The sequence below is a fragment of the Georgenia satyanarayanai genome (assembly GCF_023715365.1).
Taxonomy (GTDB): domain Bacteria; phylum Actinomycetota; class Actinomycetes; order Actinomycetales; family Actinomycetaceae; genus Oceanitalea; species Oceanitalea satyanarayanai_B.
The window spans coordinates 31,097-57,479 of sequence record NZ_JAMBNZ010000004.1 but is presented as its reverse complement, the minus strand read 5'-3'; the positions used below and the strand labels follow the sequence as shown (position 1 = coordinate 57,479).

The 26,383-nt window shown below is 72.5% G+C and carries 24 protein-coding genes; 18 read left to right on the top strand and 6 right to left on the bottom strand.

Going from position 1 to position 26,383, the window contains the following annotated elements; all coding sequences use genetic code 11:
* Nucleotides 1-7: 7 nt before the first annotated feature.
* Nucleotides 8-760: an IclR family transcriptional regulator gene (locus M3148_RS06330; protein WP_251303844.1), complete on the bottom strand. Its 753-nt coding sequence runs from the start codon at nucleotides 758-760 to the stop codon at nucleotides 8-10.
* A 243-nt stretch (nucleotides 761-1,003) separates the two neighbouring features.
* Here M3148_RS06330 and uraD point away from each other — a divergent pair, with 243 nt between their 5' ends.
* The 11 genes from uraD (at nucleotide 1,004) to allB (ending at nucleotide 13,929) form a co-directional block, all read left to right on the top strand.
* Entirely contained in the window at nucleotides 1,004-1,507 is a 504-nt protein-coding gene (gene uraD, locus M3148_RS06325; RefSeq protein ID WP_251303843.1) for a 2-oxo-4-hydroxy-4-carboxy-5-ureidoimidazoline decarboxylase, read from the top strand.
* Complete coding sequence (gene uraH, locus M3148_RS06320) at nucleotides 1,504-1,842, top strand: hydroxyisourate hydrolase (RefSeq protein ID WP_251303842.1); 339 nt, start codon at nucleotides 1,504-1,506, stop codon at nucleotides 1,840-1,842. The genes uraD and uraH overlap by 4 nt, the downstream gene beginning before the upstream one ends.
* Before the next feature lie 65 nt (nucleotides 1,843-1,907).
* The gene (pucL, locus tag M3148_RS06315; protein ID WP_251303841.1) at nucleotides 1,908-2,840 is read left to right on the top strand and encodes a factor-independent urate hydroxylase; all 933 of its coding nucleotides are present in this window, start codon (nucleotides 1,908-1,910) and stop codon (nucleotides 2,838-2,840) included.
* 37 nt (nucleotides 2,841-2,877) lie between these two features.
* Nucleotides 2,878-4,614, top strand: a complete 1,737-nt coding sequence (locus tag M3148_RS06310; RefSeq protein ID WP_251303840.1) for a nucleobase:cation symporter-2 family protein — start codon at nucleotides 2,878-2,880, stop codon at nucleotides 4,612-4,614.
* A gap of 67 nt (nucleotides 4,615-4,681) precedes the next feature.
* Complete coding sequence (locus tag M3148_RS06305; RefSeq protein ID WP_285883492.1) at nucleotides 4,682-6,127, top strand: NAD-dependent malic enzyme; 1,446 nt, start codon at nucleotides 4,682-4,684, stop codon at nucleotides 6,125-6,127.
* The gene (locus tag M3148_RS06300) at nucleotides 6,124-7,386 is read left to right on the top strand and encodes a DUF6986 family protein (protein ID WP_251303839.1); all 1,263 of its coding nucleotides are present in this window, start codon (nucleotides 6,124-6,126) and stop codon (nucleotides 7,384-7,386) included. Before M3148_RS06305 ends, M3148_RS06300 begins: the two co-directional genes overlap by 4 nt.
* 125 nt (nucleotides 7,387-7,511) lie before the next feature.
* Nucleotides 7,512-8,315, top strand: a complete 804-nt coding sequence (locus M3148_RS06295; protein WP_251304095.1) for a hydroxypyruvate isomerase family protein — start codon at nucleotides 7,512-7,514, stop codon at nucleotides 8,313-8,315.
* A gap of 30 nt (nucleotides 8,316-8,345) precedes the next feature.
* Entirely contained in the window at nucleotides 8,346-9,224 is an 879-nt protein-coding gene (locus M3148_RS06290; RefSeq protein WP_251303838.1) for a 2-hydroxy-3-oxopropionate reductase, read from the top strand.
* A 23-nt stretch (nucleotides 9,225-9,247) separates the two neighbouring features.
* Entirely contained in the window at nucleotides 9,248-11,023 is a 1,776-nt protein-coding gene (gene gcl, locus M3148_RS06285; protein WP_251303837.1) for a glyoxylate carboligase, read from the top strand.
* A 1-nt stretch (nucleotide 11,024) separates the two neighbouring features.
* Nucleotides 11,025-12,173: a glycerate kinase gene (locus M3148_RS06280; protein ID WP_251303836.1), complete on the top strand. Its 1,149-nt coding sequence runs from the start codon at nucleotides 11,025-11,027 to the stop codon at nucleotides 12,171-12,173.
* A gap of 106 nt (nucleotides 12,174-12,279) precedes the next feature.
* On the top strand, nucleotides 12,280-13,929 hold the full coding sequence (allB, locus tag M3148_RS06275) for an allantoinase AllB (protein ID WP_251303835.1): 1,650 nt from the start codon (nucleotides 12,280-12,282) through the stop codon (nucleotides 13,927-13,929).
* A gap of 22 nt (nucleotides 13,930-13,951) precedes the next feature.
* Here allB and M3148_RS06270 read toward each other — a convergent pair whose 3' ends face one another.
* On the bottom strand, nucleotides 13,952-14,794 hold the full coding sequence (locus tag M3148_RS06270; RefSeq protein ID WP_251303834.1) for a bifunctional allantoicase/(S)-ureidoglycine aminohydrolase: 843 nt from the start codon (nucleotides 14,792-14,794) through the stop codon (nucleotides 13,952-13,954).
* Nucleotides 14,795-14,921: 127 nt separating this feature from the next.
* On the opposite strand from M3148_RS06270, the gene bcp reads away from it, so the two are divergent.
* The 6 genes from bcp to thrB all read left to right on the top strand — a co-directional run bounded on the left by bcp (nucleotide 14,922) and on the right by thrB (nucleotide 21,086).
* The gene (bcp, locus tag M3148_RS06265) at nucleotides 14,922-15,395 is read left to right on the top strand and encodes a thioredoxin-dependent thiol peroxidase (RefSeq protein WP_251303833.1); all 474 of its coding nucleotides are present in this window, start codon (nucleotides 14,922-14,924) and stop codon (nucleotides 15,393-15,395) included.
* 35 nt (nucleotides 15,396-15,430) lie between these two features.
* Nucleotides 15,431-17,020 (top strand): malate synthase A, encoded by a 1,590-nt coding sequence (aceB, locus tag M3148_RS06260; protein ID WP_251303832.1) that lies wholly within the window; start codon nucleotides 15,431-15,433, stop codon nucleotides 17,018-17,020.
* Nucleotides 17,021-17,175: 155 nt separating this feature from the next.
* Nucleotides 17,176-17,718, top strand: coding sequence for a hypothetical protein (locus M3148_RS06255; RefSeq protein WP_251303831.1), 543 nt, complete (start codon nucleotides 17,176-17,178; stop codon nucleotides 17,716-17,718).
* A 91-nt stretch (nucleotides 17,719-17,809) separates the two neighbouring features.
* Nucleotides 17,810-19,111, top strand: a complete 1,302-nt coding sequence (locus M3148_RS06250) for a homoserine dehydrogenase (RefSeq protein ID WP_251303830.1) — start codon at nucleotides 17,810-17,812, stop codon at nucleotides 19,109-19,111.
* The gene (gene thrC / locus M3148_RS06245) at nucleotides 19,111-20,187 is read left to right on the top strand and encodes a threonine synthase (protein WP_251303829.1); all 1,077 of its coding nucleotides are present in this window, start codon (nucleotides 19,111-19,113) and stop codon (nucleotides 20,185-20,187) included. The genes M3148_RS06250 and thrC overlap by 1 nt, the downstream gene beginning before the upstream one ends.
* Nucleotides 20,188-20,189: 2 nt before the next feature.
* On the top strand, nucleotides 20,190-21,086 hold the full coding sequence (gene thrB / locus M3148_RS06240; RefSeq protein WP_251304094.1) for a homoserine kinase: 897 nt from the start codon (nucleotides 20,190-20,192) through the stop codon (nucleotides 21,084-21,086).
* An 18-nt stretch (nucleotides 21,087-21,104) separates the two neighbouring features.
* Here the strand turns inward: thrB and M3148_RS06235 are convergent, their stop codons facing one another.
* The 4 genes from M3148_RS06235 to M3148_RS06220 are packed head-to-tail and all read right to left on the bottom strand — an operon-like array spanning nucleotide 21,105 to nucleotide 23,993.
* On the bottom strand, nucleotides 21,105-21,701 hold the full coding sequence (locus M3148_RS06235) for a hypothetical protein (protein ID WP_251303828.1): 597 nt from the start codon (nucleotides 21,699-21,701) through the stop codon (nucleotides 21,105-21,107).
* Nucleotides 21,698-23,422, bottom strand: coding sequence for a hypothetical protein (locus M3148_RS06230; RefSeq protein ID WP_251303827.1), 1,725 nt, complete (start codon nucleotides 23,420-23,422; stop codon nucleotides 21,698-21,700). The genes M3148_RS06235 and M3148_RS06230 overlap by 4 nt, the downstream gene beginning before the upstream one ends.
* Nucleotides 23,419-23,727, bottom strand: coding sequence for a hypothetical protein (locus M3148_RS06225; RefSeq protein WP_251303826.1), 309 nt, complete (start codon nucleotides 23,725-23,727; stop codon nucleotides 23,419-23,421). The genes M3148_RS06230 and M3148_RS06225 overlap by 4 nt, the downstream gene beginning before the upstream one ends.
* A complete protein-coding gene (locus tag M3148_RS06220) occupies nucleotides 23,724-23,993 on the bottom strand; it encodes a hypothetical protein (protein WP_251303825.1) in 270 nt (89 codons plus the stop codon). The genes M3148_RS06225 and M3148_RS06220 overlap by 4 nt, the downstream gene beginning before the upstream one ends.
* A gap of 374 nt (nucleotides 23,994-24,367) precedes the next feature.
* Here M3148_RS06220 and rho point away from each other — a divergent pair, with 374 nt between their 5' ends.
* Nucleotides 24,368-26,332, top strand: coding sequence for a transcription termination factor Rho (rho, locus tag M3148_RS06215; RefSeq protein ID WP_251304093.1), 1,965 nt, complete (start codon nucleotides 24,368-24,370; stop codon nucleotides 26,330-26,332).
* Nucleotides 26,333-26,383 lie beyond the last annotated feature (51 nt).

Genomic DNA, 26,383 nt, shown 5'->3' with positions numbered 1-26,383 from the left:
GCGCGGTTCATCCCACGGAGAGCAGCTCGGTGGAGATGTCGGCGGCCACCGCGCGGAGCTGGGGGAGGGCCGCCTCGCCGAAGTCGTAGGTGACACGGGCAGCAGGCCCGGAGACCGACAGTGCCGTCGGCGTGGGCGCTCCCGGGACCGGGACCGCGAAGCAGCGGACCCCGATCTCCTGTTCCCCGTCGTCCACCCCGTAGCCCTGCTCGCGCACGCGAGCCATCTCCTCCAGCAGCGCGGCGAGCGTCGTGATGGACCGGTCGGTCGCCGGCGGCATCCCCACCCGTCCGACGATCTGCTCGATGGTCTCGTCGGAGAGCTGGGCCAGGACCACCTTGCCCACGCCCGTGCAGTGGCAGTAGACGCGCCGGCCCAGCTCGGTGAACATGCGCATCGAGTGCGAGGAGGCCGCCTGCGCGACGTAGACCACCATGTCCCGGTCGATCATCGCCAGGTTCGCGCTCTCTCCCAGCTCGCGCGCGAGCCGCTCGAGATGTGGCCGGGTCCCGACGCCGAGCTGACGCCCGGCACTCTCGCCCAGACGGATGAGCCGTGGCCCGAGGGTGTAGCGGCGGGAGGGGAGCTGTCGCGCATAGCCACGGACCACCAGCGTGCGCATGAGCCGGTGGATCGTGGGGAGCGGCAGCTGTGACGCCTCCGCGAGCTCGCTCAGCGCGGCCGAGCCGCCCAGGTCGGTCAGCACCTCCAGGAGATCGACGGCACGGTCGACGGACTGGACGGTCGTAGCAGTGGACATCGAGCTCCCTCACAGCGTTGCCGGCCGCGGCCAGCACGGCGGCGGTTCGCTCCTGCTTCCGCAGGTTGGAAGAACTGTACCGCCTAGTGGTGTTCTTGTGGGCGCCCCCGCAGGTGGGGAGTTGCGCCGCGTCGGGCCCGACTCTCTGTTCCCTCACCTCTTGACAAGGTAGCAGGGCCGGTCTTACGTTCATCGTACGGAAGCAAACTTTCATGTGATGGAAGTAAGGGGCTCACTCGATCGATGAAGATCACCACTTTGGACACCTTCAACACCGCGCCGGAACGGCCGGCCAGGGACCTGCTCCTGGCCTGCGTGGCCGTCCCCCGATGGGCCGAGGCAATCGTGGCCGGCCGGCCCTACGCCGACCTCGACGCGCTCCTCCGCACTGCTCGCACAGCGGCCTCGCCGTGGACGAACGAGGAGATCGACGCCGCCATGGCACGCCACCCGCGCATCGGTGAACGCGCGACGGGTGAGGGTGCCGACGCGGAACACTCGCGGCGGGAGCAGTCCGGCGTCGACACCACGGATGCCTCGACCGCCCAGCGACTCCTTGAGGGCAACCGCGCCTACGAGGAGCGGTTCGGCCACGTCTTCCTCATCCGCGCTGCGGGCCGCAGCAGTGCCGACATCCTGGCCGCGCTCGAAGCGCGCCTGGCCAACGATCCCGACACCGAACGCCAGATCACCGCCGACCAGCTGCGCGAGATCGCAGTCCTTCGCCTCCGGGGAGAGCTGTCATGACCTCACACATCACCACCCACGTCCTGGACGCGGTGACCGGAGTTCCGGCCGCCGGTGTCGAGGTGTCCCTCTCCCGCGTGGAGGGCGACAGCATCACGGTTCTCGCCACCGGCGTGACCAACCAGGACGGACGCAACCGCGAGCTCGGACCGCAGCGACTGCAGCCCGGCGTCTACCGGATGCGGTTCGCGACCGGCGAGTACTTCGCCGCGCGCAACCTTCCGACCTTCTACCCGGCAGTGAACATCGACTTCACCGTCGAGGAGGGGCAGGACCACTACCACGTCCCCTGCCTGCTCAGCCCGTTCGCCTACTCGACCTACCGGGGTAGCTGAACCACCCGGGCCGGCGCAGCCGGTCCGTCAGATCCGTCGCACACCTACCGAAGGAGCTAGTAACCATGAGCGACACGACCCAGCAGAGCGGGGCCATCGTCCTCGGCGACAACCAGTACGGCAAGGCAGAGGTCCGGGTCATGAAGGTCGACCGGGACCAGGCGCGCCACCGCATCACCGAGCTGTCGGTCACCTCCCAGCTGCGAGGAGACTTCACCGCGGCCCACGTCGAGGGCGACCAGGGCCTGGTCGTCCCCACGGACACGCAGAAGAACACGATCTTCGCCCTGGCCAAGGACGGCATCGTCTCGCCGGAGAACTTCGCCATCCGGCTCTCGGACCACTTCACCGGGGAGTTCGACTGGGTGGCCGGCGGGCGCTGGGAGGTCAAGGAGTACACGTGGGAGCACATCCCCTCCTCCCTGACGACCAACGTGAGCAACGGCGAGCACGACCACGCCTTCGTCAAGGGCGGGACCGAGACGCGGACCGCCGTCGTGCAGCGCGACGGCGACGAGGTCTTCGTCGTCGCGGGCCTCGAGGACCTGCGGGTGCTGAAGTCCACCGGCTCGGAGTTCCACGGCTTCCCCAAGGACCGCTTCACGACCCTGCAGGAGACGACGGACCGGATCCTCGCCACGGCGGTCACCGCCCGCTGGCGGTACGCGAGCCTCGACGTCGACTACAACGCCGCCTACGACGACGTGCGTCACCTCCTGCTCGAGACCTTCGCCGACGTCCACTCCTACGCGCTCCAGCAGACCCTCTTCGAGATGGGCAGGCGGACGCTGGAGGCCCACCCGGAGATCGCGGAGATCAAGTTCTCCATGCCCAACCTTCACCACTTCCTCGTGGACTTCGCGCCCTTCGGCCTGGAGAACCCCAACGAGGTCTTCTACATCGCCGACCGACCCTACGGCAAGATCGAGGCCGAGGTCCGACGCGAGGGTGCGCCGACGGAGCCGCGCGCCTGGGACACCGTGACCGGCTTCTGCTGAGCCGTCGCCACCCGCCCGTCCACCAAGGAGCAGCGACATGAGTTCGACGACTGCGGCGCGCACCGCGCCCGACGTGCCCATCGGGCAACGTCCCGAGGATGAGAAGTACCCCATCGGCCGCACGTACCTCTACGGGCTGCAGCACATCATGACGATGTACGGCGGGGTCATCGCCCCGCCGCTCATCGTGGGTCAGGCCGCCGGCCTGAGCAGTGCACAGATCGGCATCCTCGTCTCTGCGGCACTGCTCGTCAGTGGTGCCGCCACCATCCTGCAGACGATCGGCATCCCGTTCTTCGGGTCCCAGCTGCCGCTCGTGCAGGGTGTCTCGTTCGCGTCGGTCTCCACCATGGTGGCCGTCGCTACCGGGGACGGTGGTCTGCCGGCCGTCTTCGGCTCGATCATCGTCGCCGGCGCCATCGGCCTGGCGATCAGTCCCTTCTTCGCGCAGATCATCCGCTTCTTCCCACCGGTCGTGACCGGGACGATCATCACGGTCATCGGCATCTCACTGCTGCCGGTCGCGGTGCGGTGGATGATGGGTGGCGACGCCACGGCCGACAGCTGGGGCTCCGTCGCCAACGTCACGCTGGCGATCGTCACGCTGGTCATCGTGCTGGCGCTGAGCCGCTTCCTCCAGGGGACGATCTCGCGCCTGTCGATCCTGCTCGGCCTCGTCATCGGGACGCTCATCGCGCTGCCGTTCGGGATGGCCGACTTCACCACGGTCGGCAACGGGCCGAACGTGGCGCTGCCCTCCCCGTTCGAGTTCGGCATGCCGGTCTTCCAGGCCGGCGCGATCATCTCGATGACCATCGTCATCCTCGTCATCATGACCGAGACGACGGCGGACATCATCGCGGTCGGTGAGATCCTCGGCACCAAGGTCGACGCCCGCCGCGTGGGGGACGGCCTGCGGGCCGACATGATCGCCACCACCTTCGCCCCGGTGCTCAACACCTTTCCGGCCTCGGCGTTCGCACAGAACGTCGGTCTGGTCGCCATCACGGGGATCAAGTCGCGGTGGGCGGTGGCTGCCGGTGGATCGGTGCTCTTCGTGCTCGGACTGCTGCCGGTCCTCGGTCGTGTCGTGGCCGCCATCCCGATGCCCGTCCTCGGCGGTGCGGGCATCGTCCTGTTCGGCTCCGTGGCCGCCTCGGGCATCCGCACGCTGTCGCGGGTGGAGTACGACGGCAACCTCAACCTCACCCTGGTCGCGGTCGCGATCTCCTTCGGCGTCATCCCGATCGCGGTGCCCGAGTTCTACGCCCAGTTCCCCGAGTGGGTCGGCATGATCTTCCACTCCGGCATCTCGGCCGCCTCCGTCGTCGCCGTGCTGCTCAACATCCTGTTCAACGAGGTGCGCTCGGGTCGGCGGAAGAACCCGTCGGTCTTCACCGCCGCGAGCACGGCCCGCCTGGTCGTCGCGGAGGAGCAGGAGCGCCGCCGCCACGAGTACTACGCACGGCTCGACGCCCAGCGCCGGGCGGAGCACAAGGCGCGTCTTGACGCCGACGTCACGGCACGCGTGCGACAGGGTCACGGGCGACGCTCCGGGTCCCTGTCCGCCAACGACCTCGACGCCGACGGCGTGCCCGACATCCTGCAGATCCGCCGCAGCTCTCGGGAGGCCGTCACCGGACGGTCATGGCGGCGCGGCACCCCCGACGACGTGCCCGCCGGTCCTGCGCCGGTCTCCGGCGCTGCCACCCTGGCGGACCGCAGGAGCCCCGACCGGCCCGACCCGCACACGACCCTGAACACCGGCCCCTGACCGTGTCGCCGGCCCGCTGCCGGGCCGGCGACACGCCCCCACACCGAACCCAGCGCAAAGGAACGACATGGCCCTGCCCAGTCCGAGCTACACCATCACGATGCGGGTCGAGGCGCCGGCGACACAGCGCGCGACCAGCGAGATCGTCCACGAGGCCACCACGGCGGGGGCCTCGGTCATGGGCGTGGACATCGCGCAGTCGCACGGCGACAAGCTGCTCGTCGACCTCACCTGCGACACGATCGACGCCGAGCACGGTGAGCGGGTCGTCGCGGCGCTCAACGCCCTGCAGGACGTGCATGTCCTGAAGATGTCCGACTCGACGTTCCTCATGCACCTCGGTGGCAAGATCGAGGTGACGCCCAAGGTGCCGCTCAAGACCCGCCGTGACCTCTCCCGTGCCTACACGCCCGGGGTCGCCCGCGTCTGCCTGGCGATCGCCGACCGCCCGGAGGACGCGCGGCGGCTGACCATCAAGCGCAACACCGTGGCCGTCGTCACCGACGGCACCGCCGTGCTCGGCCTCGGCGACATCGGTCCGAGCGCGGCGATGCCGGTCATGGAGGGCAAGGCCGCCCTGTTCAAGGAGTTCGCCAACGTGGACGCCTGGCCGCTGGCGCTGGACACCACGGACACCGAGGAGATCATCCGCGTGGTCAAGGCGATCGCGCCGGGCTTCGGCGGGATCAACCTCGAGGACATCTCCGCCCCCCGGTGCTTCGAGATCGAGGCGCGCCTGCGGGAGGAGCTCGACATCCCCGTCTTCCACGACGACCAGCACGGCACCGCGATCGTCGTCCTCGCCGCGCTCATCAACGCGCTGCGGGTGACGGGCAAGGCGATCGAGGACGTGCGCATCGTCGTGTCCGGGGTCGGCGCGGCGGGCTCGGCGATCATCCGCCTCCTCATGGCCCAGGGGGCGCGGGACATCATCGGCTTCGACCGCCACGGTGCGCTCACGGTCCAGACCGCGGGGGAGGACACCCACCGGCAGTGGATCGTCGAGCACACCAACCCGAGCGGCTTCGAGGGCACCCTCAAGGAGGGGCTGAGCGGCGCGGACGTCTTCGTCGGGGTCTCGGCCGGCAACATCCTCACCGGTGAGGACATCGCCCGGATGAACGACGGTGCGGTCGTCTTCGCGCTCGCCAACCCCACCCCGGAGGTCGACCCGATCGACGCCGGGCAGACCGCGGCGGTCGTCGCGACCGGCCGCAGCGACTACCCGAACCAGATCAACAACGTGCTCGCCTTCCCCGGGCTCTTCCGCGGGCTGCTGGACGCCGGGGCGTCCCAGATCACCGACGAGATGCTGCGCGTCGCAGCGGTCGCCATCGCCGGGGTGGTCGGGCCCGAGGAGCTGAACTCCGCCTTCATCATCCCCGGCGTCTTCGACACGCGAGTGGCAGAGGCCGTGGCCGAGGCCGTCAAGGCGGAAGGTCTGAAGGAAGTGGCCGCACGCGGGGTCGAGCCCGAGGACTACGACCTGCTCACCCAGCGGATCGCACGATGAGGCGCTCCCTCGACGAGGCCACCCTGGCCGCGGTCGAGGACCACCTCGCCGCGACCGACGAGACCCTGGCCACCGCCTACCCGGGCGACGACGGCAGCCGCCAGCCCGTCCACACGGTCTACGTCCCCGCGGACCTCTACCGCGAGGGGGTAGCGGCCGAGTGGGGGCGGGCGGCGCGTGACCTGCTCGCCGCCAACGGCGGCACCGACGCGCTGCTCGACGCGGTCGGGGTGCGCGAGGACCTGGTCGCGGACGTCGCGGCACGCGTGGAGGACAAGCTCCTGCGCGAGCCCGTGGAGGACCTGCGGGTCGACTTCGAGGACGGCTACGGCGACCGGGGCGACGAGGACGAGGACCGCGTCGTCGCCGCCGTGGTCGACGGTCTGCGCGCCGAGCTCGAGTCCGGCACTGCCACCCCCTTCCTCGGGATCCGCTTCAAGTGCTTCGAGCGCGACACCCGCGCCCGTGGCCTGCGGACCGTGGACCTGTTCGTCGGCAGGCTCGCGGCGGGCGGGGCGCTGCCCGACGGCCTGACCCTCACGCTGCCGAAGGTGACGACGCGCGAGCAGGTCGAGGCGATGGTCATGGTCTGCGAGCGGCTCGAGCACGCCGCCGGCCTGCCGTCCGGCCGGCTCAGGTTCGAGGTGCAGGTCGAGACGCCGCAGGCGATCCTCGGCCCCACGGGCGTCGCCACGGTCGCCACGCTCGTCCACGCCGGCGCCGGACGCGTGAGCGGGCTGCACTACGGCACCTACGACTACTCCGCGTCTCTCGGCATCGCCGCTGCCTACCAGACGCTCGACCACCCGGCTGCCGACCATGCCAAGGCGGTCATGCAGCTCGCCGCGGCGGGTACCGGTGTCCGGCTCTCGGACGGCTCGACCAACGTGCTCCCGGTCGGTGAGCCTGCCCAGGTGCGTGCGGCGTGGGCCAACCACGGGCGTCTGGTGCGCCGTTCGCTGGAGCGTGGGTACTACCAGGGCTGGGACATGCACCCCGGGCACCTGCCCAGCAGGTTCGCCGCGACCTATGCCTTCTACCTGGAGGGATTCGCACCTGCCGCGGCGCGGCTGAGGGCGTACACCCACGGGGAGAAGGGGGCGGTCATGGACGAGCCGGCCACTGCCCGGGCCCTGGCCTGGTTCCTCCGGCGGGGCGTGGACTGCGGCGCTCTGGACGCCCAGGAGGTTCTCGACCGGGCGGGCACGGACCCCGGCCGGATCCTGGGCGCCACGCATCACGGCGCTGCGCGGGCGTGAGGGGCAGCAGCCCTCGCGGTAGCCCTTGACCGGGGTCCCACGCCGCACTAGTGTTTCGTATAGAGAAAGTCGCCTTCCACGTAGCGAAAGAGAGAGCCGTGACCGAGAACGCGCAGTCGCCGGAGATCCCCTACACCGTCAACTGCTCCATCCTGCTCACCGAGCTTCCGCTGGCCGAGCGTCCGGCTGCCGCGCGGGCCGCCGGCTTCGCCGGCGTGGAGCTGTGGTGGCCCTTTGCCAACGCGACGCCCGCGGACGACGAGGTTGACGCCTTCGTCGCGACACTCCGCGACGCCGACGTGCAGCTCACCGGGCTCAACTTCGCCGCCGGCGACATGCCCGGTGGCGACCGCGGCCTCGTCTCCTGGCCCGCGCGGTCCGCCGAGCTGCGGGACAACCTCGACGTCGTCGCCCGGATCGGGGAGCGGACGGGCTGCCGCTCGTTCAACGCCCTGTACGGCAACCGCGTCGAGGGTGCCGACCCCGCGGCGCAGGACGCCCTCGGTGCCGAGAACCTCGCCCTGGCCGCGCGGGCGGTCGAGCGCGTGGGTGGCACCGTCCTCCTCGAGCCGGTGTCCGGTGCCCCCGCCTACCCGCTGCGGACCAGCGCCGACGTCATCGCCGTGCTGGACCGGGTCGGTGAGGAGCACGGCGCGACGAACCTCGGCCTGCTCTTCGACGTCTACCACCTCGCGGTCAACGGCGCCGACGTCGACGCCGAGCTGGCCGCGTATGCCGCACGGGTCGCCCACGTCCAGGTCGCCGACGCCCCCGGCCGCGGCGCGCCGGGCAGCGGCGAGCTGCCGATCGAGCGCTGGGTCGCCGACCTCCGCGCCGCCGGCTACGCCGGACCCGTGGGGCTGGAGTACAAGTCCGCGGACACCGACCCCTTCGCCTGGCTGCCGCGCGAGCAGCGCAGCAGCCACTGACCGCACACCACCTCACGGACAGGGAGTCCAATGAGCACCATCGCCTTCATCGGTCTCGGCATCATGGGCAGCCCCATGGCCGTGCACCTGCAGCACGCCGGCCACGACGTCGTCGGGTACAACCGCACCCCCGACAAGGCCGAGCCGCTCGTCGCCGCGGGCGGACGCGCGGCGGCATCCGTGGCCGAGGCCGTCCGTGACGCCGACGTCGTGGCCATCATGGTCCCCGACTCGCCGGACGTCGCCGAGGTCCTCACCTCCGACGCCGGCGTCCTCGCCAGCGCCCGACCGGGCACGCTCGTCGTCGACTTCTCCTCGATCCGCCCCGACGTCACGGTCGACCTCGCCCGCGAGGCCACCGAGCGTGGCTTCCGCTACCTCGACGCCCCCGTTTCCGGTGGCGAGGCCGGCGCGAAGAACGCCGCACTGTCGATCATGGTCGGCGGGACCGCCGAGGACTTCGCCTCCGCCCGCGAGCTGTTCGACGCGGTCGGCAAGACGGTTGTTCACGTCGGTCCGAGCGGTTCCGGGCAGACCGTCAAGGCGGCCAACCAGCTCATCGTCGCGGGCCACATCGCCCTCCTCGCCGAGGCGGTCGTCTTCCTCGAGGCCTACGGGGTCGACACCCGTGCCGCCATCGAGGTGCTCGGTGGGGGACTGGCCGGCTCTGCGGTGCTCAACCAGAAGGCCGCCAAGATGCTCGCCCGCGAGTTCGACCCCGGTTTCCGGATCGACCTGCACCACAAGGACCTGGGCATCTTCACCACCGCTGCCCGCGAGCAGGGCGTCATCGCGCCGGTCGGCGCCCTCGTCGCCCAGCTCATGGCCTCCGCACGCGCTGCCGGTGAGGGGTCCCTCGACCACTCCGGCCTCTTCCACACGATCGCCCGCCTGTCCGGGCGCGAGTGACCCACCCCGACAAGGAGACTTTGATGCCCCGGATGAGAGCAGTCGACGCCGCCGTCGCCATCCTCGAGAAGGAGGGCGCCACGCAGACCTTCGGTCTGCCCGGCGCCGCGATCAACCCGTTCTACGACGCCATGCGCCGCCACGGCGGCGTGTCCCACGTCCTCGCCCGTCACGTCGAGGGCGCCTCGCACATGGCCGACGGCTACACGCGCGCTGCGCACGGCAACATCGGCGTGTGCATCGGCACCTCGGGCCCCGCCGGCACCGACATGATCACCGGCCTGTACGCCGCGTGGGCGGACTCGATGCCGATCCTGTGCATCACCGGCCAGGCGCCCGTGGCGAAGCTGGACAAGGAGGACTTCCAGGCCGTCGACATCGCCTCGATCGCCGCGCCGGTGACGAAGATGGCCAAGACGGTCCTGGAGGCAGCACAGGTTCCCGGAGTGTTCCAGGAGGCGTTCCGGCTCATGCGCTCGGGCCGGCCTGGCCCCGTGCTCATCGACCTGCCCATCGACGTCCAGCTCGCCGAGATCGACTTCGACCCCGACTCCTACGAGCCGCTGACGGTCCAGCGACCCGCCGCCTCGCGCGCCCAGGTCGACCGCGCCCTGGACATGCTGCTCGCCGCGCAGCGCCCGCTCATCGTCGCAGGCGGGGGCGTGGTCAACGCCGGCGCCGAGGCCGAGCTCGTCGAGCTCGCCGAACGGCTCGGCGTGCCCGTCGTGCCCACCCTCATGGCCTGGGGGGCCATCGCCGACGACCACCCGCTGGCCGCCGGCATGGTCGGGATCCAGACCTCGCAGCGGTACGGCAACGCGACCTTCCTCGAGTCCGACTTCGTCCTCGGGGTCGGCAACCGGTGGGCCAACCGCCACACCGGCGGGCTGGACACCTACCGCCGTGGCCGCACCTTCGTCCACGTCGACGTGGAGCCCACCCAGATCGGTCGGGTGTTCGCCCCGGACTACGGCGTGGTCTCCGACGCGGGCGCATTCCTGCGCACCGCCCTCGAGGCGGTCGGCGAGCGCGCCGCAGGCGGTGGGCTCCCGGACTACTCCGAGTGGGTCTCCTCGGTCCAGCAGCGCAAGCGCACCCTCCAGCGCAAGACCCACTTCACCGAGACGCCGATCAAGCCGCAGCGCGTCTACCAGGAGATGAACCGCGCCTTCGACCGGGAGACCGTCTACGTGACGACGATCGGCCTCTCCCAGATCGCCGGCGCGCAGTTCCTCCACACCTACGCCTCGCGGCACTGGATCAACGCTGGGCAGGCCGGCCCGCTCGGCTGGACAGGACCGGCGGCACTGGGGGTGGCCACGGCACTTCCGGAGAAGAACGTCGTCGCCCTGTCCGGTGACTACGACTTCCAGTTCATGATCGAGGAGCTCGCGGTCGGGGCGCAGCACAACCTGCCCTACGTCCACGTCGTCGTGAACAACGCCTACCTCGGACTGATCCGCCAGTCCCAGCGGGCCTTCGAGATGGACTACCAGGTCTCCCTCGCCTTCGAGAACATCAACTCCACCGAGACCGGTGGCTACGGCGTGGACCACGTCAAGGTCGCCGAGGGCCTGGGGTGCAAGGCGTTGCGGGTCACCGACCCGGAGGACATCGCCGCGGCCCTGGGCAAGGCCCAGGCGATGGCGCAGGAGCTGCGGGTGCCCGTCGTCGTCGAGGTCATCCTCGAGCGGGTGACCAACATCGCCATGGGTGTCGAGCTGGACGGCGTCAACGAGTTCGAGGACCTCGCGCTGTCGGCCGAGGACTCGCCGACCGCCATCGCGATGCTGGACTGACATGGCTCCGCGCGTGCTCCTCGCCCCCGACAAGTTCAAGGGTTCCCTCAGCGCCGCCCAGGTCGCCGCGCACCTCGCGGCGGGCCTGCGGGCGGCCGTACCCGGCATCGCCGTGGACGAGCTGCCCGTGGCCGACGGGGGCGAGGGCACCGTCGAGGCGGCGCTCGCAGCCGGGTACGACGCGGTCACGCTGAGTGCGACCGGGCCGCTCGGCGCACCCGTCGCCACCCGGTACGCGCGCCGGGGGACGACGGCCGTCCTTGAGATGGCGGCCGTCTCCGGCCTGGAGATGGTCGACCCGGACACGACGACGGCGCGCAGCGCCACCTCCCGCGGGCTCGGTGAGCTCCTCGTCCACGCGCTCGACGACGGTGCGGCCACCGTCGTCATCGGCGTGGGCGGGTCGGCGAGCACCGACGGTGGTGCCGGGATGCTGGCCGCCCTCGGCGCACGGCTCACCGGTCCGGCCGGCGGTCTGCCCGACGGTGGCGGGGCGCTGGGCGACCTTGTCTCCATCGACCTGTCCGGCCTGCACCCGCGGCTCGTCGACGCGCGGATCGTGCTCGCCAGCGACGTCGACAACCCGCTCCTGGGTCCCGTCGGCGCCGCGGCGGTCTACGGACCGCAGAAGGGCGCCGACCCCCGGGCCGTCGCCGAGCTCGAGGGGGGACTCGCCACGTGGGTCACCGCCCTGGAGACGGCTGGTGTGGGGGGAGCGCGCGCACTCGCCGAGCAGCCGGGAGCGGGCGCTGCCGGGGGAGTGGGCTACGCGTGCCTGCTCCTCGGCGCGGTGCGACGCGCCGGCGTCGAGGAGGTCCTGGAGCTCACCGGTTTTCACGAGCGGCTTGCCGGCGCGGACCTGGTGATCACCGGCGAGGGGAGCCTGGACGAGCAGTCGCTGCACGGCAAGACCCCGGTGGGGGTCGCCGCGGCCGCCGCGGCGGCGTCGGTACCGGCGGTCGCCGTGTGCGGCCGCACCACGCTCCCGCCCGAGCGGGCCGCCGCGGCCGGTCTCGTCGGCGTCTACGCACTCACGGACATCGAGCCCGACGTCGCCCGCTGCATCGCCGAGGCGGGCCCGCTCCTCGAGCACCTCGCCGCACGGGTGGCCGGTGACCGGCTCGGCTCCACCACCCCGCACATCCCCTGACCGCCGACCCCGCGCGGCCCACGACGACCTGTGGTGAGCGGCGTGGGCGCGCTGCGCCGGCGAGCCCGGACGGCACGGCATGAACCGTCTTCCGAGGAGATCCCAGATGAGTGACAACGAGCAGCCGGACACGGACGAGACGGCCGGCCGCGAGGAGGCCGGCGAGCGGGCGTCCCGCGGCGCGGACGCTGCCGTGTCCCCGAGCGAGCTCGCCCGCGACAACGCGGCCTCCTCGGTGACCAAGCCCGGACCGGGAGCTGTGGCGTCCGAGGCGGAGGAGGCCCGTCAGCAGGCGGTCAGCGACGACGTCAACGACCCCGAGCGTGTCCGCGTCCAGATCCGGGACTTCCGCCGCCGGCACGGTCTGGAGGACAGTGAGGGCACGGTCACCGGGGCGGTTCCCGGACGTCCCCGCGACGGGAGCCGCTTCGACCTCGTGGTCCGCGGGCAGCGGGTCCAGTGCGGCGCCGGTTTCCAGCCCCGCGAGGTCGGGGTGGTGGACGGCCGGATCGCCGCGATCGAGCCGCTGGGCTCGGGCCTGGAGGGGGAACGCGTCGTCGAGCTGAGCGATGACGAGACGCTGATCAGCGGTCTTGTCGACGCCCACGTCCACGTCAACGAGCCCGGCCGCACGGAGTGGGAAGGCTTCGCCAGCGCCACCCGCGCGGCGGCCGCCGGCGGCGTCACCACCATCCTGGACATGCCGCTCAACTCGATCCCCTCGACCGTCAACGCACCGGCACTGGAGTACAAGCGGCTCGTTGCCGCGCCGCAGGCGTTCGTCGACGTCGGCTTCTGGGGCGGCGCCATCCCCGGCAGCAAGTCCCACCTGCGCGAGCTCCACGACGAGGGTGTCTTCGGCTTCAAGTGCTTCCTCCTGCACTCGGGCGTCGACGAGTTCCCCCACCTGGAGCCGGACGAGCTCGAGGAGTACCTCAAGGAGCTCACCGGCTTCGACGCCATGATGATCGTCCACGCTGAGGACTCCCGGGCCATCGACCGGGCGCCCCACGCCGAGGGCGACCACTACCGGCGCTTCCTCGACTCCCGCCCGCGGGGCGCGGAGAACCTGGCGATCGCGGAGGTCATCGAGCGCACCCGGTGGACCGGGGCACGCGCCCACGTCCTGCACCTGTCCTCCTCCGACGCGCTGCCGATGATCCGGACCGCCAAGCGTGATGGCGTCGACATCACGGCCGAGACGTGCCCGCACTACCTCACGCTGCTGGCCGAGGAGATCCCGAACGGCGCCACCGCCTACAAGTGCTGCCCGCCGATCCGTGAGGTCGACAACCGGGAGCTGCTCTGGGAGGGCCTGCTCGACGGGACGATCGACTACATCGCGAGCGACCACTCACCCTCCACCCTCGACCTCAAGGACCTCGCGGGCGGGGACTTCGGCGTCGCCTGGGGAGGCATCTCCTCCGTGCAGCTCGGTCTGGCGGTCGTGTGGAGCGAGGCCCGGCGCCGAGGCATCGGCCTGGAGCAGGTCGTGGAGTGGATGTCGGCCCGGCCGGCCGCACGGGCGGGCATGACCCGCAAGGGCAGGGTCGCCCTCGGCTTCGACGCGGACCTGGTCGTCTTCGCCCCCGACGACACGTTCGTCGTCGAGGCCCGCCGGCTCCACCACCGCAACCCCATCACCCCCTACGAGGGCAGGGCGCTGTCCGGAGTGGTGCGCCAGACCTTCGTGCGCGGCACCGAGGTCGACTTCCGGACGCCGCACGGCCGACTCATCCGCCGCGGTGAGGCCTGAGCGGAGCTGCGACGCCTGGGCCTCAGCGGTGCATGCCGCCGAGGCCCAGGCGGACATGACGGTTGACGTCCTTGTACAGCAGGTACCGGAACGGCCTCGGCCCCCCGGCGTAGCAGGCCTGGGGGCAGAAGGCGCGCAACCACATGAAGTCACCGGCCTGCACCTCGACCCAGTCCTCGTTGAGCCGGTACACCGCCTGCCCCTCCAGGACGTACAGCCCGTGCTCCATCACGTGGGTCTCGGCGAACGGGATGAGGCCACCGGGCTGGAAGGTCACGATCGTCACGTGCATGTCGTGCCGCACGTCGTTCGGGTCGACGAAACGGGTGGTCGCCCACTTCCCGTCGGTGTCGGGCATCGGCGTGGGGGCGACGTCCTGCTCGTTGGTCACGAAGGACTCGGGCACGTCCACACCTTCTACCCGCTGGTACGCCTTGCGGATCCACATGAAGCGCACCGGCTCCGCGGCGTGGTTGCGGACCGTCCACTGCTCGCCGGGGGCGAGGAAGGCGTAGCCGCCCGGCGCCATCGCGTGGTGCTCGTCCCCGCGCACGGTCAGCGTGAGCTCGCCCTCCATGACGAACAGGACGGCCTCGGCGCCGGGATCGTCCTCGGGGCTGTCGGAGCCCCCGCCCGGCGACACCTCCATGAGGTACTGCGAGAAGGTCTCCGCGAAGCCGGTGAGCGGCCGGGCGAGCACCCACAGGCGGGTGCCCTCCCACAGCGGCAGGTTCGAGGTGACGATGTCCCGCTGGGTGCCCCGGGGGATGACGGCGTACGCCTCGCGGAACATCGCCCGGTCCGTGAGGAGATCGGTCTGGGGCGGGTGGCCACCGTGGGTGGCCCAGTAGGTGCGCTCAGCCATGACTGGCTCCTTCTCTGGTGACGGAGGACGGCGACGTCCCCGTGATGGTCGCACGGAAGTGTCCCGGGGGCGATGGCATAAACCGTACAGTGGAACTACACTTCCGTACAACGAAAGGAAAGGTGCCATGCCACGACTCACCGCGGGCGATTCTGCGCCCGACTTCACCCTGCCCGCCGCCGACGGGTCTCCCGTGACCCTCAGCGAGGTCCTCGCCGGCGCCGAGCGCGGCGCCGTCGTGTACTTCTACCCGAAGGCCGGCACGCCGGGCTGCACGACCGAGGCCTGCGACTTCCGGGACAACCTGGGCTCGCTCGCCGCGGCCGGCTACGCCGTCGTCGGCATCTCCGCCGACCCGCCGGAGGACATCCAGGCCTTCGTCGAGGCCGAGCGCCTCACCTTCCCGCTGCTCTCGGACGCCGACCACGCCGTCTCGGACGCCTACGGCACGTGGGGTCCGAAGACGGTCGGGGAGCGGACCTTCGACGGGGTGCACCGCTGCACCTTCGTCATCGGCACCGACGCCACCGTGCGCAGCGCGCAGTACGACGTCGAGGCCCACGGACACGTCGCGGCCCTGCGCGACCAGCTGAGCGCCTGAACCGACCGAGAAGACACGAGACAAGGAGAACCGCCGTGGACCTGCCCGAGGGCCTGACCATCACCGTGCAGCCGGGGGAGCGTGACACCGAGGTGCTCACCCCCGACGCGCTCGACCTCATCGTCACGCTGCACCGCCGCCTGGGCGCGCGCCGCCACGAGCTCCTCGCAGCTCGGCAGGAGCGGCTGCGCCGCATCGCCGACGGAGGGACGCTCGACTTCCTGCCGGAGACGGCGCACATCCGTGAGGACGACTCCTGGCGAGTGGCCGCCCCCGCTCCCGGCCTCGTCGACCGACGGGTCGAGATCACCGGGCCGACGGACCGCAAGATGGCGATCAACGCCCTGAACTCGGGCGCGAAGGGATGGCTCGCGGACCAGGAGGACGCGAACACCCCGCGTTGGAGCTCGGTCGTCGGCGGACAGCTCAACCTGCTCGACGCGATCAACCGGACGATCGACTTCACGGCGCCCGACACGGGCAAGGAGTACAGGCTGCGGCCCGACGACGAGCTGCCGACCATCATCATGCGGCCCCGCGGGTGGCACCTGCCCGAGAAGCACATCCTCGTCGACGGCAAGGAGACGTCCGGCTCGCTGGTCGACTTCGCGCTCTACGTCGCCACGGCCGGCCGTCGGCAGGTCGAGAAGGGGATGGGTCCCTACTTCTACCTGCCGAAGATGGAGTCCCACCTGGAGGCACGGCTCTGGAACGACGCCTTCGTCCTCGCACAGGACGCACTGGGCATCCCGCAGGGCACCATCCGCGCCACCGTGCTCATCGAGACACTTCCGGCCGCCTTCGAGATGGAGGAGATCCTCTACGAGCTGCGGGACCACTCCGCCGGCCTGAACGCCGGACGCTGGGACTACCTCTTCTCGGTGATCAAGACCTTCCGCACCCGCGGGGCGGAGTTCCTGCTGCCGGACCGGAACCAGATCACCATGACCGTGCCGTTCATGCGTGCCTACACCGAGCTGCTCGTGCACACCTGCCACAAGCGCGGGGCCCACGCGATCGGCGGCATGGCGGCCTTCATCCCGAGCCGGGACACGGCCGCCAACGAGCAGGCCTTTGCCAAGGTGCGCGCGGACAAGACGCGGGAGGCCGGGGACGGCTTCGACGGCTCGTGGGTGGCCCACCCCGGGATGGTCGAGGTGTGCAAGGAGGTCTTCACCTCGGTCCTCGGTGACCGGCCGAACCAGATCGACCGCACCCGCGAGGACGTCCACGTCACCGCGGCGGACCTGCTCGACGTCGCCTCCACGCCCGGGACGGTCACCGAGGAGGGACTGCGCTCGAACATCTCCGTGGGGATCCAGTACCTGCACGCGTGGCTCGGTGGGCTGGGTGCCGTGGCGATCTTCGACCTCATGGAGGACGCCGCCACCGCGGAGATCTCCCGCTCGCAGGTGTGGCAGTGGCTGCACAACCGCATCACGCTCGCAGACACCGGGAAGCAGGTGACCCGGGCGCTGGTCGAGCGGCTGGTCGAGGAGGAGGTGGCCAAGCTGCCAGGCGACGCCGCCGACTACGAGGAGGCACGCTCGACCTTCCTCGACGTGGCCGTCGCCGACGACTACGTGGACTTCCTCACCTTGCCCGCCTACGAGCGGATGGACTGAGCGGGGTCCCACCGCCCGGAGCGCGCGCAATGGTGCGCGTTCCGCCGGCGCCAGCGGGCGCTCCGCACGCTCGGTGCGCCCGCCGGCCGCCCGTACAGTCGTCCCCGAGCGTGGCACCGGTCCGGTCCTGCGCCACGACCCCGGGAGCCATCACCGTGACACGTCCGACCACCGCCCTTCACCGCGCCAGCGCCGCCTCGGCGGCAGTGGCGCTGGCACTCGCCCTGGGAGCCTGCGGTGGCGAGGAGGAGCCGGCGGACGAGCCCGCCACCACCGAGGACGCCACGGCGGCCACTGCCGAGGCCCCCACCACCGAGGAGGCCTCCGCCGACGAGGCGACCGAGGACGAGCCCGCCGCGCACGGACTGACGGTGACCGCTGAGGGCCGGGGGATCATCCTGCTGACCGTGACGGAGGGCGAGGCCCCGGGCGACGCGGCGCCCCTCGAGGGCAAGCTCATCTCGGGCCCTGGCGGCTGCCTCGCTCTCCAGCCGGGCGGGCAGCCGGAGCTGCTGCTCTTCGCCGCCGACGCCGAGCTCCTCCAGGCACCTCCTCGGGTGAGCGTGGACGGCACCGAGACCGAGCTCGGCCAGGCGCTGACGCTGGATGCCACCGCCGTCCCGCTCGCGGACGTCGAGGGAGTCCCGCAGCAGTGCTCCCAGGGCGCGGCGCCGTCCGCCTGGGTGGTCGGCGACTGACGCGACGGCCGACGCCGAGGACTGGACCCCGTCACCGGCACCGGGCGGGCACCCCTATCCTGACCGCGGCACCGAGGAAGAGGAGTTGTCGATGAGTGAGCGGGCGCTGCGCGTCGCCGTGCTCGGGTGCGGGACCGTGGGGACCGAGGTGGTGCGGCTGCTGACGGAGCAGGCAGGCGACCTCACCGCGCGGACCGGGGCCCGGCTCGAGGTCGTGGGCATCGCGGTGCGGGACACCACCGTTCCCCGGGCCGACGTCGTCGACACCCGGCTGCTCACCACCGACGCGACGGGCCTCGTCCGCGACGCGGACCTCGTCATCGAGCTCATGGGCGGCATCGAACCTGCCCGCAGCCTCGTGCTCGAGGCGATCTCGGCCGGCGCGGGCGTCGTCACCGCGAACAAGGCCCTGCTCGCCGCCCATGGGCCCGAGCTCTACGAGGCCGCCGAGGAGCGCGGGGTCGACCTGTACTTCGAGGCCGCCGTCGCCGGTGCTGTCCCCGTGGTGCGCGGGGTGCGCGAGTCCTTCGCCGGGGACCACGTGCGGCGCGTCGTCGGCATCGTCAACGGCACGACGAACTTCATCCTCGACGAGATGACCTCCCGCGGCGTCGGCTTCGGCGAGGCGCTCGCCGACGCGCAGGCCCTCGGCTACGCGGAGGCCGACCCGACCGCGGACATCGACGGCCACGACGCCGCCGCGAAGATCGCCATCCTCGCCTCCCTCGCCTTCCACACCCGGGTGAGCATCGACGACGTCCCCGTCGAGGGGATCCGCTACGTCACCGCCGGCGACGTCGAGGCCGCCACCCGCGGCCACCACGTCATCAAGCTGCTCGCCGTCGCCGAGCGGCGCACCACCGCGGCCGGGGAGGGCATCTCGGTGCGGGTCCACCCCGCGCTGCTGCCGCGCGAGCACCCGCTGGCCGCGGTCCACGGCGCCTACAACGCCGTCGTCGTCGACACCGAGGCCGCGGGCCGGCTCATGTTCTACGGGCAGGGTGCCGGCGGGGCCCCGACGGCGTCCGCCGTGCTCGGCGACGTCGTCGCGGCCGGGCGCAACCGCGTCTCCGGCGGACGCGGCCCGGCCGAGTCGCGCTACGCGGACCTCCCGCTGCTCGGCGGCGACGAGGTGACGACGCAGTTCCAGCTGCGCCTCGAGGTTGCCGACGTGCCCGGCGTGCTCGCCCAGATCGCGGGCACCTTCGGCGAGAAGGGCCTGTCGATCCAGACCGTGACGCAGGAGCAGGCGCACGCCGCCGACGGCGCCGCCGTGCTCGTCGTCGTCACGCACCGCGCCAGCGAGGCCGCGCTGGCAGCGACGGCGGACGCCGTCGCCCGTATTCCGTCGGTCAAGCGCGTGCTGGCCGTGACCAGGGTGGAGGACGTCTGATGGCGCACCAGTGGCGAGGCGTGATCACCGAGTACGCCGACCGGCTGCCGATCGAGCCCGGTGACCCCGTCGTCACCCTCGGCGAGGGCGGGACGCCGCTCGTCGCGGCGCCCGTGCTCAGCGAGCGCGTCGGCGCGCGGGTCCACGTCAAGGTGGAGGGCGCCAACCCCACCGGCTCCTTCAAGGACCGCGGCATGACGATGGCCATGTCGAAGGTCGCCGCGACGGACACCGAGATGGTCGTGTGCGCGTCCACCGGCAACACCTCCGCCTCCGCCGCCGCCTACGCCGTGCGCGCCGGCCTGCGCTGCGCCGTCGTGCTGCCCGCCGGGAAGATCGCCGCCGGCAAGCTCGCCCAGGCGATCGTCCATGGCGCCGAGCTCGTGGCCGTGGACGGCAACTTCGACGACTGCCTGCGGATCGTCCGCACGCTTGCCGAGGACTACCCGGTCGCGCTCGTCAACTCCGTCAACCCCTTCCGGCTCCAGGGGCAGAAGACCGCCGCCTTCGAGGTCGTCGACGCCCTCGGTGACGCCCCGGACATCCACGTCCTGCCGGTCGGCAACGCCGGAAACATCTCGGCCTACTGGATGGGCTACCGCGAGTACGCGACCGATGCCCCGGGCCTGCCGGCACGCGCCACCCGCACCCCGCAGATGTGGGGCGTTCAGGCCGAGGGCGCCGCGCCCCTCGTCAAGGGCGCACCCGTGGAGCACCCCGAGACCGTCGCGACGGCGATCCGCATCGGCAACCCGGCGTCCTGGACGCTGGCAGAGGCTGCGCGCGACGAGTCCGGCGGCTGGATCGACGCCGTGAGCGACGCGCAGATCCTCGACGCGCAGGCGCTCCTCGCCCGCGAGGTCGGCGTCTTCGTCGAGCCTGCCTCCGCGGCGAGCGTCGCCGGCCTGCTCCAGGCCGCCGAGCGGGGCCTGGTCCCCGCCGGCGCGACGATCGTGTGCACGGTGACCGGCAACGGCCTCAAGGACACCGCCACCGCCCTCGGCAACGCGGACATCGACCCCGAGGTCGTCGCGCCGCAGGCCGCGGCCACGGCGGCAGCCCTCGGGCTCGCGTGACGATGGGCCGGCTCGCGCACGACACGGTGCGGGTACAGGTCCCCGCCACCAGCGCCAACCTCGGACCCGGCTTCGACGCCCTGGGCCTGGCGATCGACGTCGTCGACGACATCGCCGTGCGCGCGACGACCGGTCTCACCCACGTCACCGTCTCCGGCAGCGGCGCCGGCGCGCTGCCAGAGGGGGAGAACCACCTCGTCGTCCGCGCCGTCCGCGCGGCGCTCGACCACGCCGGCGCCCCGCAGGCCGGACTCGAGCTGCACTGCCACAACCGCATCCCGCACGGGCGCGGGCTGGGCTCCTCGGCGGCCGCCGTCGTCGGCGGGCTCGTCGCCGCCCGCGGGCTCGTCGCGGATCCCGAGGCGCTCGACGACGACACGATCCTCGCGCTCGCCACCGAGTTCGAGGGGCACCCGGACAACGCGGCGCCCGCGATCCTCGGCGGCGCCACCGTCGCGTGGTCGCAGGACGGCCGCCCGCGCGCCGCCCGTCTGCGGGTGGGGGAGCACGTGCGCCCCACCGTCCTCGTCCCACCGGGGGAGCTGCTCACCGGCACCGCCCGCTCGGTGCTGCCGCGGCAGGTGCCCCACGAGGACGGTGCCTTCAACGCCGGGCGGGCAGCGCTGCTCGTCCTCGCGCTCGCCGAGCGTCCCGACCTCCTGCTCCCCGCCACCGAGGACCGCCTCCACCAGCGACAGCGCGCCGTCGTCATGGAGGAGTCGCTGCGCGTCATCGACACGCTGCGCGAGCTCGGGCTGCCCGCGGTCGTGTCCGGGGCCGGGCCCAGCGTCCTCACGCTCACCCGCGCCGACGACGCCCACGTCGCGGCCTTCACCCGTCACGGGTGGCGGGTCCTCACCCCCGCCGTCACGCGCGGCGCCCGGCTCGTCGTCGCCTGACGCGGCGCGCCGCCCTGCTCAGGGGGCCGGTGGGGTCGACTGCTCGACGAGCCCGGCCGGGACCGCGCCGTGCCAGCACGCGGCATCGGGCAGCATCGTGCGCGTGGTCTCCCATGGGTCGGCGCCCTCCTCGGCGCGTGGCACCGTCACCTCCACCGTCCGCGCGCCGTCGCGGGTGTCGAGTCGGGCGAGCGCGACGAAGTGGCCGCCGTCGGCGTCGAGCTCCTTGACCAGCGCCGTGCCCGCCCGGGTGGGCGCGCAGACCGAGTAGACGATCTGCCAGCCGTCGGCCACCCAGGGCTCGACGGCCTCCCGCAGCCAGCCCGCGGTGGCCTCCCAGCTGCGCTCGGGCAGCTCCTCGCTGCCGTGGAGCGTCGAGCGGACGGTCCCCGGCAGGCACTGCGCGTCCGTCGCGCAGGAGCGTTCGCCGCCCTCGCGGACCTCGAGCCCGTCCACCGGCACCGCCGCCTCGACGGCGGCCAGACGGGCGGCGTCGACGCCCGCACCGGCCGGCGGGGACGTGGACGGGGAGGGCGAGGGGGACGGCGCGCTGTCGCAGCCACCGACGAGCGCGGCGAGGAGGAGTGCCACTGCGGCGCGGCGGCGGGCGCTCACGGGAGGTAGTAGCCGTCGTGGACGAAGAAGCGGTCGGCGCCGAAGATGCTCTCGACGACCTCCGGCGGCAGGACACCGGCGGCCATGTCCTCGGCGCTGACGGTCCACACCCCGGTGTTCGGCTCGTAGACCTGGTAGCTGCCGTTCTCGTGCCCGACGACGAGCAGCTGGTGGCCACCGTTGTTGTCCGGGTCACCGAGGTCGCCGACGGTGACGGAGATGGCGACGGGCTGCCCGGCGTCCACGGTGCGGGTCATCTCGGCCAGCGACTCGGCGTCGTCGGCGGTGAGCGTGGTGCCCGTGACGGACTCCGTGCCGGTGCGGACGCTGCCGGGCTCGTCCATCGGGTCGTCGCCCAGGCTCCACTGCAGGTCGGGGTCCCCCTGGTTGATGTAGTTGCGCGCCTCGACCTGGAGCAGCCGGAACCGCTCCGCCGGGGTCAAGCCCTGGAGGTCCGCGGGTGCGACGTTCTCGAGGACCTCGGGCCAGTACCCGTCGACCGGCTCACCGGTCGCGATGACGAGCGCGAGGAAGGGGTCGGTCTGGCCGGCGAGGAGGAGCAGGTCGGTGGACGCGCACGTGGGGCCCTCCTGGTCGTACTCCTCCCCGCCGACGTCGAGGACGTTGTGGCTGCCGGGGACGCCGGGCTCCGCGGCGCCCGCGGCGTCGGCGAGGTCGAGGCCGGCGACCTCGGAGATGACCTCCCGGCCCTCCGGGGTGGCGGTCAGCGCCTTGAGGCGGCTTGCCAGCGCGAGCACGGCGGCCAGGGGGGCGCCGGTGGCGAGCGCGGACATGACCAGCGCGGGGACGCGGCCGTCCGCGGTGCCCGACATCGCCGCGAGGAGCTCCTCGCGCTCCCTGTCCGTCAGGGAGTTCCACCGCTCGGTGAAGTGGGCCCACTCGGTGTCGGAGAGGATCGAGGCGTCCGGCTGGTCGGGGCTGGAGCTGTAGTGGGAGGTCATGAGGTCGAGCGGGGTGAGGCCCGCGGGCACCGGGGCGCCGCCGGCGATCACCCCGCCCACACGGGCGTAGCCGTTGGCGTCACCGAGCGCCACCTCCGTCGGCCCCACCATGTCCTGGAGGGCGCCGAGGGCGGTGCGGTAGTCGACGACGGCGGAGAACACCTCGCGCAGCGCCTCCAGCGCCGAGCCGGCGATCTCCCGCGCCGTGTCGAAGTCGTCGTGGAAGGGGGAGTCCCAGCCGAAGATGCCGTGCATGGCGCCGAAGTCGGGCACGTGGATGCCGGCGAGGGTCGACCTGCCCCCCTCGGCCCGGGTCTGCGCGGCGGTCTGGGCCTGGGTGAGCTCGTCGAGGGCGTCCGCGTAGGTGGACAGGTGCTGGGCGACGAGCTCCTGGCCCTGCGCCTCCTGGCGCAGGCTGGTGAGGGTCGCGGAGATCGTCTCGCCCACGGCCGTGCCGGTGACGCCGACGAGGCCGGCGGGCAGCGCGACGGAGGACACCGCGGACAGGGAGTCGGCGGCGGACGCGCAGCTGACCGCGTCGGAGCGGAAGCCCGCGACGACGTCACGCAGCGCAGCGGGATCGGCGTCGAGCGTGGCGGACACGGCCGCGCACCCGCGCTCGGCAGCCGTCTGCGCGAGCCCGACGGCGTGGTCGAGGGTGTCGATCAGCGTCCCGGCATCGGCTTGGAGGGCGTCGTAGGCGTCGCTCCGGGCACCCTCGGCGTCGTCGAGGCCCTCGAGGAGCTCGGCGATGGTCATCGGGTGCCCCCCTCGGCGTCGGCCACCGGGACGGAGGTCGTGCCGACGACCTCCTGCGCGTCGGCGACGGCACGCAGCCACACGCGGACCGCGGCGTCGTCGTCACCGGCGGCGAGGCGCGCGCGGATGCCGCCCGCGAGCAGCCGTGACCCGTCGGGACGGGTGAGCATCTCGTCGCCCAGCCGCAGCACGGACGCGGCCCCGGCGGTGCGCACGACGGCGGCGACCTGCCGGGTCGCGGTCGGCGCGACCGCTGCGGCGTTGAGCCGGCGGGCGAGCGCGACCGCCTCGCGCGGCCCCGTCACGGACCCTCCCCGGCCGCGGCGGTCGCGAGGGACTCGTCGACGGCGGTGAAAGTCTCCAGCGCGGCGACGAGGAAGTCGGCCAGCGCGGTGAGCGCGGCGTCCTGCGTGGTGAGCTCGGCGGCCCAGGTCGTCTCCGTCGTCGTCAGCGCCGCGGAGAGCTCCTGCCCGGCGACGGCGGTGTCGGCGACCGCGCCGGCACGGGGTGTCAGCATGATGCCCCTCAGGGCCGCGACGATCCGGTTGACCTCCTCGGCGTCGACCTCCACTGGCTGCCCCTTTCCGGATCGGTTGCCACGACGTGTCGCCTGAATGATTGCCGGTGGCGCCGGAGCGGGGCAATGGGCAGAAGTCCCCGGTCGCGGAGCCCGGCCGTCCTCGCCGGCCGTGGACGCCCGACTGCTACACTGGACGCGCCTCGGCGCCGTCGGGCTGTGATCCCACGTGGGTGTCCAGCCCCTGGGCCGCGGCACCCTCCCCCCGATCTCCTGCCGCTGTCTGCGGTCGTGGTCGTGCGGAGTGATCACCCCGGACGTCGTCCGGGCTCACCCGGCCTCAGGTCCTGGGGCCCGAGGGAAGGAACCTCGTGACAGAACAGCGTGACGCCACCACGGCCCCCGCCGGCGGTGGCTCGCTGAGCACCATGAAGCTGGCCGAGCTGCAGTCGCTCGCCGCCGGCATGGGACTCAAGGGGACCACCCGGATGCGCAAGAGCGACCTCGTCGCCGCCATCCGCGAGGCCCGCGGGAGCTCGAGCGGCGCCGGCGCCGCGGCGCCCGCCGCCGGGGCCCCTGGCGCGGCGCCCGCCGCCGAGGTCGCTACCGGCCTCTCCACCGACGCGCCCGCCACCGCGCCCCGTCGCGGGCGCAGTCGCCGTGTCTCCGCCGAGGCCGGCCAGCCCCGCGTGGGCGGCGACACCGCTGAGCAGCCCGCGCTCCCCGTGGCCGAGGTCGCGGAGAACGACGGCGAGCGGCAGCGCCCGCCCCGCCGCGAGCGTCCGCAGGCCGAGCAGCATGACCGTGGGCAGACGGAGCAGCGTGAGCGTGCGCAGGCCGAGCAGCATGACCGCGGGCAGACGGAGCAGCGTGAGCGTGCGCAGGCCGAGCAGCATGACCGCGGGCAGACGGAGCAGCGTGACCGTGCGCAGACGGAGCAGCGTGAGCGTGCGCAGGCCGAGCGGCGCGAGCGGGCGCAGGCGGACCAGCTGGAGCAGCCCCCGGCGCGCCAGCAGCGTGAGCCGGTCGACCGCGAGCGCGCTGTCAAGGCGCTCGAGGCGATCGAGTTGCCCGCGCCGCGTGACGAGGTCGATGACCGCCGGGAGGACGCGCGCCGTGCCGACCAGCGCCGCGCCGTCGAGCCGGAGACCGACCGCACCGGTCGCAACCGCCGTCGTAACCGGGACCGCAACCGCAAGCGCCGGCCGGGCACGAGCGACATGCCGGGCTTCGACGAGCTCGAGGTCACCGAGGACGACGTCCTGCTCCCCGTGGCGGGCATCCTCGACATCCTCGACAACTACGCCTTCGTCCGCACGAGTGGCTACCTGCCCGGGCCCAACGACGTCTACGTCTCGCTCAACCAGGTGAAGAAGCACGGCCTGCGCCGCGGGGACGCCGTCACCGGCGCCGTCCGTCAGCCGCAGGACGAGCAGCAGCGCCAGAAGTTCAACGCGCTGGTCCGGCTCGACTCCGTCAACGGTGCCCCGGCCGACCGCGCGCGCCAGCGTCCGGAGTTCTCCAAGCTGACGCCGCTCTACCCGCAGGAGCCGCTGCGCCTGGAGACGGTCTCCTCCGCGATGACCGGCCGGATCGTCGACCTCGTCGCCCCCATCGGCAAGGGCCAGCGCGGTCTCATCGTCGCTCCGCCCAAGGCGGGCAAGACGATCGTCATGCAGCAGATGGCCAACGCGATCACGACGAACAACCCCGAGGTCCACCTCATGGTCGTGCTCGTGGACGAGCGGCCCGAAGAGGTCACCGACATGCAGCGCACGGTCAAGGGTGAGGTCATCGCCTCGACCTTCGACCGGCCGGCCTCGGACCACACGATCGTCGCGGAGCTCGCCATCGAGCGCGCCAAGCGTCTCGTCGAGCTGGGACAGGACGTCGTCGTGCTCCTCGACTCGATCACCCGCCTGTCGCGCGCCTACAACCTCGCCGCCCCCGCCTCCGGCCGCATCCTGTCCGGCGGCGTGGACGCCTCGGCGCTCTACCCGCCCAAGCGCTTCTTCGGCGCGGCCCGCAACATCGAGAACGGCGGCTCGCTCACCATCGTCGCATCGGCGCTCGTGGAGACCGGCTCGAAGATGGACGAGGTCATCTTCGAGGAGTTCAAGGGCACCGGGAACATGGAGCTGCGCCTGTCGCGGTCGCTGGCCGACAAGCGGATCTTCCCGGCGGTGGACGTCAACGCGTCCGGCACCCGCCGCGAGGAGCTGCTCCTGTCGCCCGAGGAGCTGAGGATCGTGTGGAAGCTGCGGCGCGTCATGAGCGCCCTGGACCAGCAGCAGGCGGTCGAGCTGCTCCTCGGCAAGATGCGCGAGACGCGCTCGAACGCCGAGTTCCTGCTCACCGTGCAGAAGACCACACCCGGGATGGGCAACGACTGACCGCACCGGCCCTCCGGCCGTGGGAAGATTTCTGCACGCCGCGGCGTTCTG